At 40.7% G+C, this 18,765-nt stretch carries 21 protein-coding genes; 4 read left to right on the top strand and 17 right to left on the bottom strand.

Annotated elements, in window-relative coordinates; genetic code table 11:
* Positions 1 to 9: 9 nt before the first annotated feature.
* The 9 genes from ruvX to uspA all read right to left on the bottom strand — a co-directional run bounded on the left by ruvX (position 10) and on the right by uspA (position 8,233).
* Entirely contained in the window at positions 10 to 429 is a 420-nt protein-coding gene (ruvX, locus tag HMPREF9064_RS00940; protein ID WP_006719581.1) for a Holliday junction resolvase RuvX, read from the bottom strand.
* Entirely contained in the window at positions 429 to 986 is a 558-nt protein-coding gene (locus tag HMPREF9064_RS00935; RefSeq protein ID WP_032998018.1) for a YqgE/AlgH family protein, read from the bottom strand. The genes ruvX and HMPREF9064_RS00935 overlap by 1 nt, the downstream gene beginning before the upstream one ends.
* Before the next feature lie 16 nt (positions 987 to 1,002).
* On the bottom strand, positions 1,003 to 1,737 hold the full coding sequence (gene rsmE / locus HMPREF9064_RS00930) for a 16S rRNA (uracil(1498)-N(3))-methyltransferase (RefSeq protein ID WP_032998019.1): 735 nt from the start codon (positions 1,735 to 1,737) through the stop codon (positions 1,003 to 1,005).
* Positions 1,738 to 1,818: 81 nt separating this feature from the next.
* The gene (gene metJ / locus HMPREF9064_RS00925) at positions 1,819 to 2,136 is read right to left on the bottom strand and encodes a met regulon transcriptional regulator MetJ (RefSeq protein ID WP_006719619.1); all 318 of its coding nucleotides are present in this window, start codon (positions 2,134 to 2,136) and stop codon (positions 1,819 to 1,821) included.
* A gap of 150 nt (positions 2,137 to 2,286) precedes the next feature.
* Positions 2,287 to 3,174, bottom strand: coding sequence for a UTP--glucose-1-phosphate uridylyltransferase GalU (gene galU / locus HMPREF9064_RS00920; RefSeq protein ID WP_006719620.1), 888 nt, complete (start codon positions 3,172 to 3,174; stop codon positions 2,287 to 2,289).
* A gap of 70 nt (positions 3,175 to 3,244) precedes the next feature.
* Positions 3,245 to 4,609: a phosphohexomutase domain-containing protein gene (locus HMPREF9064_RS00915; RefSeq protein WP_006719621.1), complete on the bottom strand. Its 1,365-nt coding sequence runs from the start codon at positions 4,607 to 4,609 to the stop codon at positions 3,245 to 3,247.
* 40 nt (positions 4,610 to 4,649) lie between these two features.
* A complete protein-coding gene (gene csrA, locus HMPREF9064_RS00910; RefSeq protein ID WP_006719623.1) occupies positions 4,650 to 4,832 on the bottom strand; it encodes a carbon storage regulator CsrA in 183 nt (60 codons plus the stop codon).
* Positions 4,833 to 4,971: 139 nt separating this feature from the next.
* Entirely contained in the window at positions 4,972 to 7,596 is a 2,625-nt protein-coding gene (gene alaS, locus HMPREF9064_RS00905; protein ID WP_006719624.1) for an alanine--tRNA ligase, read from the bottom strand.
* Positions 7,597 to 7,807: 211 nt separating this feature from the next.
* Positions 7,808 to 8,233, bottom strand: a complete 426-nt coding sequence (gene uspA / locus HMPREF9064_RS00900) for a universal stress protein UspA (RefSeq protein ID WP_006719626.1) — start codon at positions 8,231 to 8,233, stop codon at positions 7,808 to 7,810.
* 158 nt (positions 8,234 to 8,391) lie between these two features.
* On the opposite strand from uspA, the gene mazG reads away from it, so the two are divergent.
* Positions 8,392 to 9,186: a nucleoside triphosphate pyrophosphohydrolase gene (gene mazG, locus HMPREF9064_RS00895; protein WP_006719627.1), complete on the top strand. Its 795-nt coding sequence runs from the start codon at positions 8,392 to 8,394 to the stop codon at positions 9,184 to 9,186.
* Between the two features lie 69 nt (positions 9,187 to 9,255).
* Here mazG and HMPREF9064_RS00890 read toward each other — a convergent pair whose 3' ends face one another.
* From HMPREF9064_RS00890 to HMPREF9064_RS00880, 3 genes are all read right to left on the bottom strand, one after another.
* A complete protein-coding gene (locus HMPREF9064_RS00890; protein WP_006719629.1) occupies positions 9,256 to 10,245 on the bottom strand; it encodes an amidohydrolase family protein in 990 nt (329 codons plus the stop codon).
* 257 nt (positions 10,246 to 10,502) lie between these two features.
* Positions 10,503 to 12,242 carry a DUF3413 domain-containing protein gene (locus tag HMPREF9064_RS00885; RefSeq protein ID WP_006719631.1) on the bottom strand — a complete coding sequence of 580 codons (1,740 nt, stop codon included), beginning with the start codon at positions 12,240 to 12,242 and terminating at the stop codon, positions 10,503 to 10,505.
* A gap of 7 nt (positions 12,243 to 12,249) precedes the next feature.
* The gene (locus tag HMPREF9064_RS00880; protein WP_006719633.1) at positions 12,250 to 12,471 is read right to left on the bottom strand and encodes a YejL family protein; all 222 of its coding nucleotides are present in this window, start codon (positions 12,469 to 12,471) and stop codon (positions 12,250 to 12,252) included.
* A gap of 124 nt (positions 12,472 to 12,595) precedes the next feature.
* Here HMPREF9064_RS00880 and yejK point away from each other — a divergent pair, with 124 nt between their 5' ends.
* The 3 genes from yejK (at position 12,596) to HMPREF9064_RS00865 (ending at position 14,840) form a co-directional block, all read left to right on the top strand.
* Complete coding sequence (gene yejK / locus HMPREF9064_RS00875) at positions 12,596 to 13,618, top strand: nucleoid-associated protein YejK (RefSeq protein WP_006719635.1); 1,023 nt, start codon at positions 12,596 to 12,598, stop codon at positions 13,616 to 13,618.
* 64 nt (positions 13,619 to 13,682) lie between these two features.
* Entirely contained in the window at positions 13,683 to 14,093 is a 411-nt protein-coding gene (gene bamE / locus HMPREF9064_RS00870; RefSeq protein WP_006719637.1) for an outer membrane protein assembly factor BamE, read from the top strand.
* Between the two features lie 48 nt (positions 14,094 to 14,141).
* Positions 14,142 to 14,840, top strand: a complete 699-nt coding sequence (locus tag HMPREF9064_RS00865; RefSeq protein ID WP_006719638.1) for a response regulator — start codon at positions 14,142 to 14,144, stop codon at positions 14,838 to 14,840.
* A gap of 98 nt (positions 14,841 to 14,938) precedes the next feature.
* On the opposite strand, the gene gltS is transcribed toward HMPREF9064_RS00865, so the two are convergent.
* The 5 genes from gltS to HMPREF9064_RS00840 all read right to left on the bottom strand — a co-directional run bounded on the left by gltS (position 14,939) and on the right by HMPREF9064_RS00840 (position 18,723).
* Positions 14,939 to 16,147 (bottom strand): sodium/glutamate symporter, encoded by a 1,209-nt coding sequence (gene gltS, locus HMPREF9064_RS00860; protein WP_006719641.1) that lies wholly within the window; start codon positions 16,145 to 16,147, stop codon positions 14,939 to 14,941.
* 167 nt (positions 16,148 to 16,314) lie between these two features.
* Positions 16,315 to 16,749, bottom strand: coding sequence for a D-aminoacyl-tRNA deacylase (gene dtd / locus HMPREF9064_RS00855; RefSeq protein WP_006719642.1), 435 nt, complete (start codon positions 16,747 to 16,749; stop codon positions 16,315 to 16,317).
* A complete protein-coding gene (locus HMPREF9064_RS00850) occupies positions 16,746 to 17,582 on the bottom strand; it encodes a virulence factor BrkB family protein (protein ID WP_006719644.1) in 837 nt (278 codons plus the stop codon). Before HMPREF9064_RS00850 ends, dtd begins: the two co-directional genes overlap by 4 nt.
* On the bottom strand, positions 17,579 to 18,052 hold the full coding sequence (locus HMPREF9064_RS00845; RefSeq protein WP_006719646.1) for a YchJ family protein: 474 nt from the start codon (positions 18,050 to 18,052) through the stop codon (positions 17,579 to 17,581). The genes HMPREF9064_RS00850 and HMPREF9064_RS00845 overlap by 4 nt, the downstream gene beginning before the upstream one ends.
* 2 nt (positions 18,053 to 18,054) lie before the next feature.
* Positions 18,055 to 18,723 carry an MOSC domain-containing protein gene (locus HMPREF9064_RS00840; RefSeq protein ID WP_006719648.1) on the bottom strand — a complete coding sequence of 223 codons (669 nt, stop codon included), beginning with the start codon at positions 18,721 to 18,723 and terminating at the stop codon, positions 18,055 to 18,057.
* Positions 18,724 to 18,765: the final 42 nt, after the last annotated feature.

An 18,765-nucleotide genomic window follows, 5' to 3' on the forward strand; every position in this document is an offset into this window, starting at 1 on the left:
TAAAGCAATTTATTCACAGTATTGCTCAAACCAACTTTCCAATATTAAACAAGCAGAAATACCGTCCACTTTACTTTTATTCAAAGCTCGATAACCGCCCCGCCCAAAAATTTCGCTACGGGCTTCTGTGGTAGTTAAGCGTTCGTCCTGTAACTCCACCGGCAAATTGAAACGCCCATGAAGGCGGTTAGCAAATTTTTTTGCCCGTAAAGTTAACGGCTGTTCCGTACCGTCCATGTTCAATGGTAACCCCACCACAAGTCGTTCAGGTTGCCAATCTTGAATACACTTTTCAATGGCTTCCCAGTTTGGAATACCGTCTTGCGCCTTGAATGCGGGTAAGGATTGCGCCGTGCCGGTAATACTTTGCCCGACCGCACAACCGATACTTTTTGTGCCGAAATCAAAGGCGATAACCGTAATGCCCATTAACTGTGCCCTACCTGACCGGCAAAATTATGGGAATCAATACCTAACAATTGGTTTGCTGCAAGCCAGCGCTCTTCGTACGGCAAATCAAATAAAATCTGCTCGGTTGCTGGTACAACTAACCAAGAGTTATTCATAATTTCCCGTTCCAACTGATTCGGTTCCCAACTCGCACAACCAAGTGCTACCAAATATTTTTCCGGCTCCAATAGCGTGCCGAAAGTATCCACGACATCCGCTGAAGTCGTCAGCATGAGGTTGTCGTTCACCCGATAACTGTGATCAAAAGGCTCATGAGTATTAGTATGCAAAATAAAACCACGATCGACATTGACCGGTCCACCGGCAAGCACCAACTTATCGCTATAAGTGCGGTTGCTGACCATCATGAAATTCATCTTGGCGCCCAGCTCCGCAATACTTAAATCTGTCGGTTGATTTAACACTAATCCCATAGAACCTTTTTCATTATGTTCACAGATATAAATCACCGAGCGGTAAAAATAACTGTCATCTAAATTCGGCATTGCAATCAAGAGATGATCTTGTAAATCCATCATATTTCGTTTTTCTCTATCCTAAATCACCAAAACACACTTGCAAGGCGGTAATTGCCGCCATCGCTGCGGTTTCAGTGCGTAATACACGTTTTCCTAATAAGACTTCCACAAAGCCATGTTCCTCGGTTTGTGCAATTTCTTGTGGGGACAAACCGCCTTCCGAACCGATTAATAAGCGAACCCCCGCCTTAGAGATTGCCGGCAGAGTACGAATGGAATAACTGGCTCTTGGATGTAAATTTAATTTGAGTGCGTCATCCGGTTCGGCACACCATTGTTGTAATTTCATTAACGGACGAATTTCCGGGATGGTATTCCGTCCGCACTGTTCGCAGGCAGCAATCGCAATTTTTTGCCATTGCTGAATTTTTTTCTCCATGCGTTCACCGTCTAATTTCACGCCACAACGTTCCGACCACAGAGGCGTAATGACATTCACACCCAGTTCAACGGATTTCTGAATAGTAAATTCCATGCGTTCCCCACGGGAAATCACTTGTCCTAAATGGATCGCAAGTGGACTTTCACGATCATCTAACTGACGACTCAAAATATCGACATCAACGGATTTTTTCGTGATCGCATTGATGACAGCTTGATAGATATGGTTACTGCCATCAAAAAGTTCAAGTTGATCGCCCGGTTGCATACGCAAAACACGAGCGACATGGTTGGCACCATCTTCAGAAAGTGCGCAGGAGGTAAGTGAATTAAGAGAAGTTGGATGATAAATTCGAGGTATTCGCATAATAGAACAAATAAGTAAAAATAATTTGTTCTATCATAGCAGAAAAGCAGATGGCAAAACGAAAAATGCGAAGTGAAAAAATTAATATTCCCACTGTGTCGGATCAATGCCCAACTCGCGCATAATTTTTTTCGCTTCTTCCGGAATTTCGTCACTACGTTCTTTTAACAGGTCTTCATCTGTTGGCAAAGGTTGACCTGTAAAAGCATGTAAAAATGCTTCGCATAACAGTTCACTGTTGGTGGCGTGACGCAAATTACGAATTTGGCGACGGGTACGTTCATTGGTCAAAATTTCAAGCACTTTAATCGGAATAGATACTGTAATCTTTTTAACTTGTTCGCTTTTTTTACCGTGTTCCGCATAAGGACTGATATATTGTCCGTTCCAATCCGCCATAATTGATTCCTAAAATAACCTTATTAATTGTCGAGATATTCTAATAAAAAATAATAAAAATAACAATCTAGCCGTGAAGACTGCTAGATTTCCAGCGCTAAAAATAGAAAAAATAAAGGCATCTTATCGATGCCTTTTTATTCAACAAAATTAAAATGTTTTTACTAAATCTTTTAAATAAGATTTAAATTCACCACCCAGTTTATTGTGATGCAAACCATATTCTACGAAGGCTTTCATATAACCAATTTTATCACCGCAATCGTAAGAAACGCCGGTCATATGGAACGCTTCGACAGTTTCTTTTTCAATTAACATATCAATCGCATCGGTTAATTGAATTTCATCACCAACACCAATCGGTGTTCTTTCCAACAAATCCCAAATAGCCACAGAGAACACATAACGTCCCACAACTGCTAGATTAGATGGCGCTTCATCAACACTTGGTTTTTCCACAATGCTATTAATTTTCGCACTTTCTCCCGGTGGAATTTCAACACCGCCGCAGTCAGCAATACCGTAGCTGCTGACAGCTTCCGCTGCAACAGGACTTACCATGATTTGGCTGGCTTTCGTTTGATTGAAACGTTTTAACATTGCTGCTAAATTTTCTTTTTTCTGGTTCGCAGAAAATTCCGCTAATAACACATCTGGCAAGATCACCGCAAAAGACTCATCTCCAACTAACGGACGACCACATAATACGGCGTGACCCAAGCCTTTCGCATTCCCTTGGCGAACATGCATGATGGTGACATCTTTTGGCACAATAGAACGAACTTCTTCCAAGAGCTGACGTTTTACCCGTTTTTCTAACATCGTTTCCAATTCGAAAGAGGTATCAAAATGGTTTTCGATAGCATTTTTGGAAGAGTGGGTAACCAACACAATTTCTTTGATGCCCGCGGCAACACATTCATTTACAACGTACTGAATAAGTGGTTTATCCACCAGCGTTAACATTTCCTTTGGAATCGCCTTTGTTGCAGGCAACATACGTGTGCCTAAGCCGGCAACAGGAATAATTGCTTTCATGTCTATTTTCCTTATATAAAAAGACCGCACTTCTCTCTTCGGAAAAGTGCGGTAAGTTTTTTATGTGTTTTTACTGGCGAAGTAATGCCAAAATCTCTTCGGTTTTTTCCGCCATCAGTTGTTTATCACCACGGGTTTCTAGGTTCAAACGAACCACCGGCTCGGTATTTGATGAACGCAGGTTAAAACGCCAATTTGGATATTCAATACTAATACCGTCAATATCATCAACGCGAACAGCGTTTTTTTCATACGCAGCACGTACACGTGCAATGGCGCTTTTCGCATCGGCTAATTTGCTGTTAATTTCGCCTGGAGACGGGAAGGTATTCACGCTATTGTTCACTAGCTCACCTAATGATTTACCGGTAACAGAAACAAGTTCCATCACAAGCAACCATGGGATCATACCACTATCACAATAGAAGAAATCACGGAAATAATGGTGTGCGCTCATTTCACCGCCGTAAATTGCGTCTACTGCACGCATTTTCTCTTTAATGAAAGAATGACCTGATTTAGACATAACAGCCTCGCCGCCATTTTCTTCTACTAATTTCACCGTATTCCAAATTAAACGCGGATCATAAATAATTTTCGCGCCTTTATTTTTTTGCAGGAACGCTTGGCTTAACAAGCCGACAATATAGTAGCCTTCGATAAAATTCGCGTGTTCATCAAATAGGAAACAACGGTCAAAATCACCATCAAAGGCAATTCCCATATCCGCTTGATTTGCCAAAACAGCATCAATCGTATCTTGGCGGTTTTCCGGCAATAAAGGATTAGGAATACCATGTGGGAATGTCCCATCCGGATTGTTATGAACCTTAATAAACTCGACCGGCACTTGTTTTGCTTTAAATTGAGCTTCAATTGCGTCAATAACGTGTCCTGCCGCGCCATTACCGGCGTTAATCACTAACTTTAAAGGCTTCAACTGTGCCAAATTAATGTAGGACAACAAGTGTTCAACGTAATCGCCTAGCACGGAAAGCTGTTTATATTCACCACGTTGAATCACTGGTGGAAAATTATTCTCTTCTGCCAAACGTTGAATATCCGCCAAGCCAGTATCTGCACTAATCGGACGGGAACCTTCACGTACTAATTTAAGTCCGTTGTAATCCATTGGATTGTGGCTTGCGGTAACTTCAATACCGCCATCGGTTTTCAAAAATGACGTAGCAAAATAGACTTCCTCTGTCCCCGTTTCACCTAAATCAATTACATTAACTCCGGAATCCAATAATCCATTTGTTACCGCACTTTTTAGTTCTTTGCTCGTTAAACGAACATCTCCACCAACGACAATGGTTTTAGGCTTCAAAAACTGCCCAAATGCACGACCTATACGATAAACAATATCCACGTTTAACTCTTCGCCTAAGCGACCACGGATATCGTAAGCTTTAAAGCAAGTCAATTTACTCATAACTACTCCATTTTAATTGTCCATAAAATGAAATTTGCTACTATGCTTTGTTTTCATCCTTCGCTTGATGAATACGCTGGTAAATTTCTTCTCTATGAACAGAAACATCCTTGGGGGCTTGCACGCCAATTTTTACTTGGTTGCCTCGTATATTGAGAATCGTGATAGAAACATCATCGCCGATGAGCAAGCTCTCGCCAACTTTACGGGTTAAGATCAGCATATAAACTCCTCACCTTTTATAGTTTATTTCCAACTTCCCTATTTTGCTTCCAACATCCCTATCAAACATTAAACAATACTTTGTACTTTGGCACTCATGAAATCATAAGTACCCATAATTAATTAACAAGAAACAAAGATTACAAATTTGCTTTTAACCAATCAGAGCAAACAGATAATGCTTTGTTGATATTTTGTGGTTCAGTACCACCGGCCATCGCCATATCCGGGCGACCACCGCCTTTACCACCGACTTGTTGAGCCATTAAATTCACGAGCTCACCGGCTTTTACTTTGGCGGTTAGATCCTGAGTTACGCCAACAATTAAGTTAACTTTTTCATCCAACGCGGAAGCAAACACCACGACGGCAGAGCCTAACTGATTTTTCAGGCTATCAACCATTGCGCGTAAAGACTTCGCTTCAATACCATCAAGCTGCTGCACAATCACAGAAACACCATTAATTTCGACCGCACTTTTCGCCAAGTCATTACCAGCCTGAAGTGCAGCTTTTTCTTTTAATGTTTGTAACTCTTTTTCAACTTTCTTATATTTATCTTGCAACAGAGAAATCTTATCCGTAACGGAATTAACGTCCGATTTCAGTAATTCAGCGCTTTGATTCAATAAAGTTTGTTGATGTTGTAACCATTCAATCGCAGTTTCACCGGTAATCGCTTCAATTCGACGAATACCTGCTGCCACAGCAGTTTCTGTGACGATTTTAAATAATCCGATATCTCCCGTACGTTTTGCATGAATACCACCACACAACTCAATAGAGAAATCACCCATCGTTAAGACACGAACTTGTTCGGAATACTTCTCACCGAATAACGCCATAGCACCTTTTGCTTTTGCGGCTTCCAACTCCATAATGTCAGTTTGGATTGGATTATTTGCTCTCACTTGCTGGTTCACAATACGTTCAACTTCAGCTAATTGTGCTTTGCTAATTGCTTCATGTTGAGCAAAGTCAAAACGTAACAACGTATCGGAAACAAGTGAGCCTTTTTGCGCGACATGTTCACCTAATACTTGACGTAATGCAGCATGCAACAAGTGTGTTGCGGAGTGATTTAACGAAATACGTTGACGGCGAACATCGTCAACCACTGCATTTACAGACTGCCCAACAGATAAACTACCTTGGGTAAGCTCACCAATATGACCAAACACTTGACCATATTTTTGAGTGTCTTTTACGTCAAAACAAAAACCATTGCCTTCTAAACGGCCGATATCACCAATTTGACCACCTGATTCCGCATAGAATGGCGTATTATCTAAAATAACCACTGCACTTTGACCGGCTGAAATCGATTCCACCGGATTTCCCTCATGGAAAAGTGCGGTCACTTTTGCCAGTGTTTCTGACTCGGTATATCCTTCAAAACGGGTTGTCCCGTCAACACGGATTACACTGTTATAGTCCATGCCGAATTGACTTGCAGATTGTGCGCGAACTCGTTGCAATTCCATTTCACGCTCGAAACCTACTTCATCAATGGCAATACCACGCTCACGGCAAACATCTGCGGTTAAATCTAATGGGAAACCATAGGTATCATATAACTTAAAGGCCACTTCACCGGATAAAACATTCTCTTTTACATTGGCTAACGCTTCATCCAACAAAGTCAAACCACGTTCTAATGTGCGAGCAAATTGTTCTTCTTCCAAGCGCAAGAATTTTTCCACTGTCGCTTGCTGTTTTTTCACTTCTTCACCGGCCTCTGCCATCACATCAATCAGTGTTGGGACGAGTTTGTAGAAGAATGCTTCTGTTGCACCGAGTAAATGCCCATGACGTACTGCGCGACGAATAATACGACGAAGGACATAACCACGCCCTTCATTGGAAGGAACCACACCGTCAGCAATTAAATAAGCGCAAGAACGAATATGGTCGGCAATAACACGTAATGATTTATTGGCTAAATCTTTCTCGCCGGTTAACTCTGCCACTTTGGCAATTAAGGTTTTAAAAATATCAATATCATAGTTGGAGTTGACGTGTTGCAATACGGCACTGATTCGTTCCAACCCCATACCGGTATCCACAGACGGTTTTGGAAGTTTCTCCATTGTGCCGTCAGCATGGCGGTTAAATTGCATGAACACGATGTTCCAGATTTCAATATAGCGGTCACCATCCTCCTCAGGAGAACCCGGAGGGCCACCCCAAATATGATCACCATGATCGTAGAAAATTTCAGTACAAGGACCGCAAGGACCGGTATCGCCCATTTGCCAGAAGTTATCCGACGCATAAGGCGCTCCTTTGTTGTCGCCAATACGAATAATACGCTCTGCAGGAATACCGATTTCTTTATGCCAAATGTTGTAGGCTTCATCATCGGTTTCGTACACGGTCACCCATAATCTTTCTTTCGGTAAGCCCAACCATTGTGGTGAAGTTAAAAATTCCCAACCGTAATGAATTGCATCTTGTTTAAAATAATCACCAAAGCTGAAATTACCTAACATTTCAAAGAAAGTATGGTGTCTGGCGGTATAACCCACATTTTCTAAATCGTTATGTTTTCCCCCCGCGCGTACACAGCGTTGTGCTGTAGTTGCTCGGGTATAAGGGCGTTTTTCTAATCCTAAAAAAACATTTTTAAATTGGTTCATTCCTGCGTTGGTAAATAATAACGTCGGATCATTGTCTGGAACCAAAGAACTACTTGCTACAACTTGATGCCCTTTACTATGGAAAAAATCAAGGTACGACTGTCGAATTTGTGCTGTTGTTTTCATGTACACGCCTTAGCTTTTAAATCTTATTAAATACCGTCAATTCACGGAGTAACTCTGTATTCTTACATATTTTTGAAATTTATAAAAAAACTTTTTATACCGCACACTTTATTTTCTAATAATAGAGAAAATAAAACCGCACTTACGCTCTAAATTCGTGAAAGTGCGGTCGGTTTTTATAATATTTTTAATAACTGGCTACGCTTTGTAATCATTCTTCACGAAGAGGAACTACGAGCATATCAATGGTAATTGAGTTCATCACCTGGCGAGTAGAAGACATCAATTTACTCCAGAAATCTTGATGGTGTCCCGTTACCAATAAATCAACATCATATTGTTCGATAGCATCTGTCAACACTTGACCTAAGTCGCCGCTACCGCTAAGTTTTTCATTGATCGGATAACCGGCTTGTTCTGCTAATTGTAATAACGCTTGTTGCGTTTCACTGGAAATACGATCCTGCATTGACACCATATTTACATCAATCAGCCCTGTATAAAGATCCGAAAAATTTACATCAACATGGATAATAGATAATTTCGCATCGTGGCGTTTTGCAACCCCCACCGCTTTTTTCAAGAGAATTGGACTTTCTTCTGAAAGATCTACTGCAACTAATACATGTTTATACATAATCGACTCCTTATCCGATCAGGGTTAATTAATCTTCATCAGTATAGTATCACTAGGTTTCAAGAAAAAATATGTGCAAGATCACATTTTAGAAAAAAGATCCTAAATGTCTTTTATGTTATTATTTTGTCTCCTTTTTCTCTCTATTTTCAAAAAATATGACCTATTCAATAAACGACTTTTTAAAATTAATTGCCCAATTACGCGATCCTATAAATGGCTGTCCGTGGGATATTAAACAAAACTACCATTCCATGATTTCTTGTTTAAAAGAAGAAACCTACGAAGTCATTGAGGCGATTGAAAAAAATGATGTTGAAAATCTAAAAGAAGAACTGGGCGATTTATTGCTCCAAGTGGTATTTCTGAGTCAACTTGCGACGGAAGAAAATAAATTTACGTTTGACCACGTCGTACAAAACGTAGCCGAAAAGATCGTTCGGCGCCACCCTCATGTGTTTGGTGATAAACAGGCTAAAAATGAGCAAGAAGCTTTACAAAATTGGAATGCGATGAAAGCCGAAGAACACAAAACACTTGGGCATACGTCAATTTTAGACAATATTCCACAGTCCTTTCCCGCCTTAATGCGGGCGGAAAAACTACAAAAACGCTGCTCAAAAATCGGATTCGATTGGGATAATATCGCGCCGGTCTTTTCTAAGGTAGAAGAGGAATTACAAGAGGTCAAACAAGAACTCGCACGTCAGCCACAAGACCAAGTAAAAATTGAAGAAGAGATGGGTGATTTGCTCTTTGCAACAGTAAATCTAAGTCGTCATATACACTGTCAAGCAGAAGAAAGCCTACGTAAAGCTAACCAAAAGTTTGAACAACGCTTCCGTAAAGTCGAAGAGAGGTTAAAACAACAAAACCGTCGCCTTGAAGATGCAAGCTTAGTAGAAATGGATGTGCTTTGGGATGAAGTGAAGAAAGAAGAAAAACACTGCTAAAAATGACCGCACTTTCAGAAAAAATACCGAGCAATTGCTCGGTATTTTTTGTATGAGATCAGAGAAGAACTAGTCCAAGCCCAATACTTTACGACCGTTGATACTGGCGATATTTACCATGGCATCTAAATCAGGGAAGCGGCAACCTGCAGCCAGTAAACTTAATTCTTGCCACATATCCCCTTCGCACAAGGGCACCATGTAGTCACAAATATTATCCGTACCAATCGCCACCGTAATCCCTTCCGGAATCATTTCATCAGCCGGCGTTAACGCATTATGGAAAGGCATAAGTTCTTCTTTACGATTACTATCAATCCACGCCATAGGGCAAGCAATCATCATCATTTGCGCTTGGCGCATTTTCTCATATAAACGATAACGATACTCTTTAGAATGTGAACCGATAGAAATCCCGTGAATCGCCACGACACGTCCTTGCATCCCATGTTCAATGGTTTTGTCACATAGTTGTTCGGTTTCAATTTCGGTTGGCGAGTTAAATTGATCCACATGCACATGACACATAATCCCTAAAGATTTCGCCTTATCCAACAAAATATCCATGGCTTCCAAACCGCGACCATAATCTAGCTCGTCGCGATACGGCAAACCACCAATCATATCCACCATTTCCGAACCAATATCAAACCATTTACGTGCTGTTGGCTCAATCACGCCTTTTAAGGTTTGGTTAGCGAATTTCAATACGATGTCATGTTTATAAACTTCACGGGCTTTATGTGCCGCGATAATTGCACGATCTTCACACACCGGGTCGATATCAACAAAGGTTCCGAAAGCCGTTACCCCTTGAGAAATCATTAATTCGATAGATTGGCAGAAACGGGCATAGTAATCATCCACGGAAGACGTACGTTTTACTTCATCTACCAAGTCCCATTTTTGTTGTAAATTGCAACTTTGGTAAATGCCAATTTTTTCCGGCGTCATGGTAAAAGCACGATCCGCGTGGGCATGAGCATTTACCCAGCCCCCTTTTTTAATGATTTCATCCCGAATATAAGTTTTAAAACTACGAACGTGATTTTTGGTCATAACGACTCCGTAATGAGTAAGTTTTGGAAACGGGCAGGGAGCAAATAGAAAAAAATCCTCATGGAAGAGGATGGCTTATTAATTGAAAATAGAAAGAGGTTCAATGATAATGCATTGAAATAACGAACAATGTTATGAAAAATTCTCAGATTTTTAATTAATAACATCTTATTTGTCCTGATGGAATTGCGCGCTAGTATAAAACTCGCTGCTACAAAAATATAATTGATTTTAGCTATCGGTCAGCGCCTATTTCATTATTTTTCTAAAAAAGAACGCTCCTGACTAAAGGCTTCTAAAAACAATCCTAAAGGCGGTCTTTCGGATGACATTTTTTGATAAGTGCGGTCGTATTTTTCATAATTTCCGCGGTTATCAATATGATATTGCGTACCATCCGGTTGAACAATCACATTCCAACGATAATTAGAAACCAAAACCCAATCCGAACTAGAAGTAAGATCAAACAAATCTCGTCCTTGAGCATAATCGGCAATTGGATTTTTTACCTTAAAAATATGCTTCATTAAAGCCGGCACTAAATCCACATGTGAAGTTAACTTGGAGATTTTCCCTGTTGCCAAACCATTCCAATGAACAATCATTGGTACTTGCACTTCATCACGCGAAAAATAATTTGTTTCTTCTTTTTCTGATAATTTTTTGAATGTATAGCCATGCTCAGCAGTAATAATCACAAGGGTATTTGGCAAATCTAACTCGGGCAACAACTGTCCCAATGACGCATCAATATCTGCCAGTTGCTGCTCATATTTCTCTTGCGTAAGATTGGGTTCGATATTCAAGCTTAAATGCCCCCAAAACGGTTTATTCTGCGTTTTTGCGGTATCCAACCAACGCGTGAAAGAACGAATCGCGGCCTGATTACCATTCTCCGCAACAAGCTTCGTTTTTGGATAAATGGCACGACGGAAAATACCCGCATCCATCTTTTTAGAAAAAAACACGCCTTGCGCATATTGTTGTTGTGTTAAACGTTCCACTAACACAGAAGGCGTTTTATTGCTGAGCAAGCTGTCGGTATAACTTCCATTTAGACCATAAAACAACCCGACTAACCCTGTATTATTGTTATTACCACTGCTGTAATGATTGATAAATTGTGTCGAATTCTCTGCAAATTGTGCCAAATTCGGCATTTTTTCCGCATCAATCACATCATGGCGCAAGCCTGACAGCGTGATTAATAGAATATTGGTATTTTCCTGTTGCTCAGCAAAGACTAACGGATTTTTCGGATAGTCGATGGCTAAGGCATCTAATCGCCCCTCTTGTGCGAGACGTTGTGCATATTCTGCTTTATCTAAGAAACCGTGTTTCTCTAAAAAGGAACGTGCTGTCATCGGATAAGACAAAGGAAAATTAGAACGTTGCATGGTGATTGGACGGTATAAATAGGCATCCGCCCATGCATAAATTAGGTGAGTTGCACTAAAGGTGCAAACAAAAAAGACGCCCACTGCTTTTAGCCATTTTTGGCGTTCTAAGCTACGCAGTTTTTGCCAAGACCAGCGGGAAAACAGCATTTGCACCAATAAAATCAATGGCATCGGCACAAAGAAACTTTGCCAGTTGCGTGATAATTCTCCGTTCTCCGGGTTAACTAAGAGATTCCAGACTAATGACGACAAGTGCAAGTTAAAACGCAAGAATACTTCGCTGTCCACCAACAACAAAGTGTTGCCGATAGTTGCAAGAATAACCGTCAGTCCACGAAAAGTGCGGTGGTTTTTAACAATGAAACTGAGCGGGAAAATGACCAGCAAATAAAAGGCGAAAACAATAAAACTAAAATGCCCAAGTAAGCTGATAAAGAAGTAAATTTTGCCGAATAGCGTATCCGGCCAGTCAATGATAAACGCATAACGGGCACCAATAAAAACAGCCCAAAGAATATTAAAAAAAGCAAACCAGTGACCCCAAGAAATTTTCTGTGAGGTTTCTTCACGATATTGCCTGCTTTTAAATGTCCACATACGCTAATTATTTTGCTGTTTTAATAGAGTTGAGTAAGGCGTCAGAAAATGCTTGCGCTAAGACGTGTTGCTGCTGTTTGCCTACGCTGCCGGTAAGTAAATTTGTGGTCATGTTCCCGAGAACAATTAAGGATAAGTCTAGAGGAGCCTGATGTTTCTCAAGCACTGCAATCATGTCATTTAAGATCGCATCGATTTGTTTATCTTGATATTTAGATTGGATTGCCATAGTGATAATTTACCGGTTTAAAATGCCGTTTATATTAACTGATAATTGCGCTAATCCTAACATATTTTGTTAGTTCTGTTAAAAAGTGCGGTTATAATAGCGGAAATTTTTTAGAGGCAAATTTATGAGCATTACCGTTAAACAAATCATTCTTCATCAACTCGTTAAGTCCAATGAAGAAGCTGAAAATTCTCCTCAATTAACCGCTGTTTTGCGGGAACAATTACTTGCTATCACGCCGGAAGTGGAACAAATGATGTTACAACTTCATCAAGGCTATCAAAATAAAGCTAAAGGCTATGGCATCTTTCAGGAATCATCTATTTTTGCACAAAGTTTAAATCGCTTACTGGAAAACGAAACAGACTTTCTGCCTTTTAGTCATGAATCAACACATTTACTCATCAACGAATTAAGCAAGTATAACTTTGCCGATAACGGTACATTGGTGCTGTGCCAGTACAACTTTTTAGCCACCGACTATTTATTTATCGCATTACTAGACAGCAGAATCAGTATGCTAGTTAACGAACAGTTAGAAATTCAACGTACAGAATATCTTGATATTACTCAATTCGACATTGCCGCCCGGATTAACTTGACGGATTTACAACTGAATGCCAATTCAAACCGCTATTTAACCTTCATTAAAGGTCGCGTTGGACGGAAAATCGCTGACTTTTTTATGGATTTTCTTGGGGCGGAGGAAGGATTAAATCCGCAAGTACAAAACCAATGCTTATTACAAGCGGTTGATGATTATTGTGTCCAAGGCGAATTAAACCGAGAACAAACGCAAGCGGTGAAAAAACAAGTATTTGAATATTGCAAAGGTCAATTAAACAGTGGAGAAGAAATTGAATTAGCGGAACTTTCCAATGAGCTGCCGACTCTAAACCAGCAACCTTTTATGGCGTTTACCCAAGAACAAAACTACGGCCTGGAAGAAAATATTCCGCCGGTACGCACCGCACTTAAATCGTTGACCAAATTTTCCGGCTCCGGCAAAGGCGTTACCATTAGCTTTGATGCCGAATTAATTGATCAGCGAATCATTTGGGATGAGGCAGCCGATACTTTAACCATCAAAGGGCTTCCACCGAATTTACGGGATCAATTACAGCGCCGGTTAAAAGCATTGAATTAATTTGGCAATGCACTAAACTTTCAGTATGATCATTGCAACTATTTACAGAGGATAAAAAGCAAAAATGCAATTCAAATCTGTTCTCACCACACTCATTTTGGCACTCAGCGTAACTGCCTGCTCCAGCGTTAACAAAATTGTTTATCGTATTGACGTGCCGCAAGGCAACTACTTGCAAGCAGAAACTGTGGCTCAAGTTAAGACCGGCATGACAGCACAGCAAGTTCAGTACTTGTTAGGTACACCGGTGCTCATCGATCCATACAGCAACCAAACTTGGTACTACGTTTTCCTACAACAAAAAGCCTATGAAACACCGGAACAACATACATTGGTCGTCAACTTTGACCAACGTGGTATTGTGACTAATGTCGATTTAGATAAACCATTACCAAATAGCGGCCAAGCAGAAGTCAATAATACGATTATCAACGGACCAAGTGCTCCCTCAAAGAGCTGGTGGAAATTCTGGTAATAGTCTTAAAGTTTCATCATATAGATTGACATAAACACGGTTTTCTTTATGCCCAAAATCTTACTTGTCGATGATGATACTGAATTATCTGAATTGCTCGCCAACTTCCTGACATTGGAAGGTTTCCGGGTCACTATCACAAAGACAGATCAAATAGCACAGCAACTTGATCTGTCTTACGATCTTATCTTATTAGATGTTATTGCTCCCACATGGAACGGCATCGCAACTCTCAAACAAATCCGGAAACACTATTCCACACCGATTATCATCTTAAACGCCCAAAATGATGCGATGAGTCGAATCCTGTACTTAGAGCTGGGTGCTGATGATTATTTGGTAAAACCCTTTAACGCTCATGAGCTGATTATCAGAATAAAAATGCTTTTGCGTCGGAGCGGGCAACAAGCCAACTTTATCGAACCGTATTCCGCAACATCAGAACAAATTAAATTTGATTTATTGACGCTCCATCCGGAAACCCAGCAACTTTTTTTTGGTAGCACCCCAATTGAATTAACCCATACTGAATTTACGTTGCTTCTCCAATTCGTTAAACGCCCGAATATATTGATGACTCGTGAAGAATTAAGTGTGGCGATCCTCAATAAGCTGTTAACGCCTTTTGATCGTGCTATAGATATGCATATGTCCAATTTACGCAAAAAATTGCCTAGCCGAGAAAATGGCTTACCTTGGTTTAAAACCGTCAGAGGCAAAGGATATATTCTGCTTAAAGATAACTAAAACTTCGCTCAAATAGACCGCACTTAAAAAATTTCCATCAAAGAAAAACCCCATTGATTTCTCAATAGGGTTCTTTTTTATGACTAAATACCTAGCAATTAATGCAGGGATGTCACCACAACCATAAAGCCTTTCAATACGGCGGCATTCACCAGGTCAATAAAGAATGCACCAACCATTGGTACGATTAAGAATGCTTTGTGTGATGGTCCAAAACGGCTCGTAATTGCTTGCATATTTGCAACAGCAGTTGGTGTCGCACCAAGACCGAAACCACAGTGACCGGCACTTAACACAACCGCATCATAGTCTTTCCCCATCATGCGATAAGTCACATAGATTGCAAATGCGGCCATTAAAACAACTTGAACCGCTAAGATTACCATTACCGGTAATGCCAAGCCGGCCAATTGCCATAATTTCAAAGACATTAATGCAATAGCCAAGAATAGAGACAACCCAACGTTACCTAACACATCAACGGCCGCATCCGCCACATTAAATTTGAAGATGTGCGTTAAGGTGTTACGAATGATCACCCCGGTGAACAAACACCATACGAAAGTAGGTAATGCAAGTGCGGTGCCTTTTGTTTGCGCATCTAAGAATTGTCCGATAAGCAAACAACACGCCAACATAGTGATGGTTTCAATTAATGAACGGGTATTAATTTTACGTTGGAAAGTCGGGTGTTCAAACGCTTCTTGAATGTCGCTATTGTCTTCATTTTCCGGGCTTTCATCACGGTGCATTTTTTTCAATAAATGACGCGCTACCGGCCCACCGATAATACCACCGGACACCAAACCAAATGTCGCACAGGCCATAGCAAGCTCTGTCGCACCTTGTAAGCCAAATGTTTCAGTGAAGGTTTTGGCCCACGCTGCACCTGTACCATGACCACCGGTTAAGGTAACAGAACCGGCAATCAAACCGTAAGCAGGATCAATACCAAGCAATAAAGAACCGGCAACGCCTACTGTATTTTGTAATGCAATCAAAATCCCTGCGGCAACCACAAAAATAATTAAGGGTTTTCCACCTTTAATCAATCGGGCAAAGTTAGCACTCAAACCAATAGATGAAAAGAACACTAACATCATAGAAGAACGCAAATTGTCATCGAATGTAAAAGAAACGCCCCAACCTTGATATAATACCGTTAAGATGATCGCGACAAGAAAGCCGCCAACAACAGGTTCCGGAATATTGTAGTTTTTTAATAGGGAAATACGTTTTACTAAAAAGTATCCTAGCAAGAGCACAAAGCCTGCTAAAGCAAGAGTTTCATAGGTATTAAAATTCATAGAATAGCCTCTTTCTGATGATTATTTATACGAAATCATCGTTGATGATTTGATATAAAATAAATTTATGCGAAGAATAAAAATTTCTATTAATCACAAAAGGAATTTCAATTTAACAGAAAAAAAACATCGCTTCTACAAAAAACTCAAAAAGATTTTCTCAATTTCTAACTATTTAACCAAAATGTGACCGGTCCCTCATTTACTAGACTGACTTGCATGTCCGCTGCAAATCGGCCGCATTCCACCTCCACTTTTTCACCGCACTTTTCGGCAAAATATTCATAGAGTTCGTTTGCTAACGATGGTGTTGCGCCTTTGGAAAAGCTCGGACGAAGCCCTTTTTGTGTATCCGCCACCAACGTAAATTGCGACACAACCAAGACTTCGCCAGCCACTTGTTGTACGTTCAAATTCATTTTGTCATCTGCATCGCTGAAAACACGATAATTCAGGACTTTCTCCGACAACTTATCTGCCTTTTGTCGGTCATCATCCTTTTCTACGCCTAACAGGACCAACAACCCTTTGCCAATTTGCCCAACGATTTCACCGTCAACTTCCACTTTTGCACTGGAGACACGCTGAATTAATGCGATCATTTTGTTTCCTCACTTTGTTCTAAATTCATCATTTTTTTCGACCGCAATTCTGCCAACACTGCGGCTAATTGCGCGCCGAGCAACACCACCGTCCAGCTTAACTGAATCCATAACAACATAATGGGCAAGGTGGCCATGGCGCCATAAATTAATTGATAAGACGGGAACGTCACGATATACCAAGCAAAGGCTTGCTTACCTAAGGTAAAGAATACAGCAGCAATCAGCGCACCGGCGGCAGAATGTTTAATACTGACTTTTTGATTCGGCACCACCATGTAAATCAGGGTAAAAATAAACCACGTGGATAAAAACGGCACAAAACTCAACAACTTCAAACTAAAAGAAAAGTTTGACGCGCTCTCAAACATGGTCTTTACATAGGTGCTGGCGGCAATACTGGCGCCGACTAACAGCGGGCCAAGTGTCAGAATCAACCAATAAATCGCAAAAGACGTAAAAATCGGCCGCGTGCCGGTATCATGCCAAATACTGTTTAACGTGCGATCGATAGAATTAATCAACATCAATGCCACAACAATTAAGCTGATAATCCCCACCGCACTCATTTTTTTGGAATTATTCACAAATTCATCAATGTACTGACCCACCATGTCACTTGCTGACGGGGCAAAATTGGTGAAAATAAATTCTTTCAACGCACCCGTTACTTCATTAAATACCGGAAATGCCGAGAAAATAGAAAACACCACCATAATCAACGGCACAATGGCAAGCATGGTGCTGTAAGTTAAATAACCGGCGGCTTGGGTTAATTTATTCTGATTAAAACGCTGCCAAAAGATCGCACCAAACGTTTTCCACTCACTCATAAAAAGCCTCCGCAACAATGCTTAAATTTTTTGCCGGAACCGCACACGCAAGGTTGTTTCATCGTTGGCAGTGGCACCGTTGGATCCACAAAATACCAACGCCCGTCAATTTTCACAAAAATCGACCGCTCATGATGAGATTGTTCCCCCTCCTCACCTTGAAAAACGGCGTTAAATTCCACCGCACTTTGGATTTTCGTTAAGCTTTCCGTGTTCAAAATTTGCAATCCCAACCATTGTGTTTCCTCCGCCCATGCTTGAATGGCTTGTACGTTGAGTAACTTCTGTTGGCTCAGCACGGTGGTTTCCACAATATAAGGCACATTTTTCAACACATAAGCGGCATAGCGGGAACGCATGAGTTGCTCAGCAGTTTCAGGGAATTGGGCATGTGTATGAAAACGTCCACAACAATCCCCGTAAGATTTATTCGATTGACAAGGGCAAGCTGAATCTAAAAGTGCGGTCATGTTTAACTCTGTTTTTCTTGTAATTTCATCAGTTGTGAATTTAACGAACGCTTAAATGCCGGGGCTAATTCTTCAATAGCCAGAGCTTGTTTCAATTCCGCCATGCTCGGTTTATCGGATAATAAACGATTTAAATAACGAATAGTAAATTGCGGATACGGACGCTGTTGCAAAATTATCTCATCGCCCTTGTGAATCTCACCGGTTTCAATTACGCGGACATACCAGCCCGTCCAACCTGATTGATGCACAATTTTCTGCGTATTTTCATTTTCGGTATTTTTCGACAACCGTTCGCAAGGTTTACGCGGTTGAGATACCTCTAATAGCACCGAACCGATTTTAAATCGATCGCCCACGCACACAGAATCTTCATTAAATCCCGATACCACAAAATTTTCGCCATAAATTGCCGTATTATCGTAAGTAAAATTTTCACCTAACAAGGCATTTAATGCCGGAAAAGATACGTCAGACATAAAAAATAAGGCTTTATCCGGACCGCCGTGATGCGCTTTTAACCCAACATCATTGCCTTCCGCCCCCAACGCATGAATTTTCACCGACGCGACCGGCTGCTTACGAATCGCACTTTCATATTGCGATCCATCGGCAAAGGTCAATTGTGCAACTTCCCCAATTTTTATGATTAAAACTTCTGCTTTTGACATACCTCACTCCAAATCACACTAATAAATTAATAAACTAATAAA

It is taken from the genome of Aggregatibacter segnis ATCC 33393 (assembly GCF_000185305.1).
Classification (GTDB): domain Bacteria; phylum Pseudomonadota; class Gammaproteobacteria; order Enterobacterales; family Pasteurellaceae; genus Aggregatibacter; species Aggregatibacter segnis.

What these genes read in the sequence shown, in the direction of transcription:
- ruvX (WP_006719581.1), bottom strand. Translation starts at nt 429, where the DNA reads ATGGGCATTACGGTTATCGCCTTTGATTTCGGCACAAAAAGTATCGGT.
- HMPREF9064_RS00935 (WP_032998018.1), bottom strand. Translation starts at nt 986, where the DNA reads ATGGATTTACAAGATCATCTCTTGATTGCAATGCCGAATTTAGATGAC.
- rsmE (WP_032998019.1), bottom strand. Translation starts at nt 1,737, where the DNA reads ATGCGAATACCTCGAATTTATCATCCAACTTCTCTTAATTCACTTACC.
- metJ (WP_006719619.1), bottom strand. Translation starts at nt 2,136, where the DNA reads ATGGCGGATTGGAACGGACAATATATCAGTCCTTATGCGGAACACGGT.
- galU (WP_006719620.1), bottom strand. Translation starts at nt 3,174, where the DNA reads ATGAAAGCAATTATTCCTGTTGCCGGCTTAGGCACACGTATGTTGCCT.
- HMPREF9064_RS00915 (WP_006719621.1), bottom strand. Translation starts at nt 4,609, where the DNA reads ATGAGTAAATTGACTTGCTTTAAAGCTTACGATATCCGTGGTCGCTTA.
- csrA (WP_006719623.1), bottom strand. Translation starts at nt 4,832, where the DNA reads ATGCTGATCTTAACCCGTAAAGTTGGCGAGAGCTTGCTCATCGGCGAT.
- alaS (WP_006719624.1), bottom strand. Translation starts at nt 7,596, where the DNA reads ATGAAAACAACAGCACAAATTCGACAGTCGTACCTTGATTTTTTCCAT.
- uspA (WP_006719626.1), bottom strand. Translation starts at nt 8,233, where the DNA reads ATGTATAAACATGTATTAGTTGCAGTAGATCTTTCAGAAGAAAGTCCA.
- mazG (WP_006719627.1), top strand. Translation starts at nt 8,392, where the DNA reads ATGACCTATTCAATAAACGACTTTTTAAAATTAATTGCCCAATTACGC.
- HMPREF9064_RS00890 (WP_006719629.1), bottom strand. Translation starts at nt 10,245, where the DNA reads ATGACCAAAAATCACGTTCGTAGTTTTAAAACTTATATTCGGGATGAA.
- HMPREF9064_RS00885 (WP_006719631.1), bottom strand. Translation starts at nt 12,242, where the DNA reads ATGTGGACATTTAAAAGCAGGCAATATCGTGAAGAAACCTCACAGAAA.
- HMPREF9064_RS00880 (WP_006719633.1), bottom strand. Translation starts at nt 12,471, where the DNA reads ATGGCAATCCAATCTAAATATCAAGATAAACAAATCGATGCGATCTTA.
- yejK (WP_006719635.1), top strand. Translation starts at nt 12,596, where the DNA reads ATGAGCATTACCGTTAAACAAATCATTCTTCATCAACTCGTTAAGTCC.
- bamE (WP_006719637.1), top strand. Translation starts at nt 13,683, where the DNA reads ATGCAATTCAAATCTGTTCTCACCACACTCATTTTGGCACTCAGCGTA.
- HMPREF9064_RS00865 (WP_006719638.1), top strand. Translation starts at nt 14,142, where the DNA reads ATGCCCAAAATCTTACTTGTCGATGATGATACTGAATTATCTGAATTG.
- gltS (WP_006719641.1), bottom strand. Translation starts at nt 16,147, where the DNA reads ATGAATTTTAATACCTATGAAACTCTTGCTTTAGCAGGCTTTGTGCTC.
- dtd (WP_006719642.1), bottom strand. Translation starts at nt 16,749, where the DNA reads ATGATCGCATTAATTCAGCGTGTCTCCAGTGCAAAAGTGGAAGTTGAC.
- HMPREF9064_RS00850 (WP_006719644.1), bottom strand. Translation starts at nt 17,582, where the DNA reads ATGAGTGAGTGGAAAACGTTTGGTGCGATCTTTTGGCAGCGTTTTAAT.
- HMPREF9064_RS00845 (WP_006719646.1), bottom strand. Translation starts at nt 18,052, where the DNA reads ATGACCGCACTTTTAGATTCAGCTTGCCCTTGTCAATCGAATAAATCT.
- HMPREF9064_RS00840 (WP_006719648.1), bottom strand. Translation starts at nt 18,723, where the DNA reads ATGTCAAAAGCAGAAGTTTTAATCATAAAAATTGGGGAAGTTGCACAA.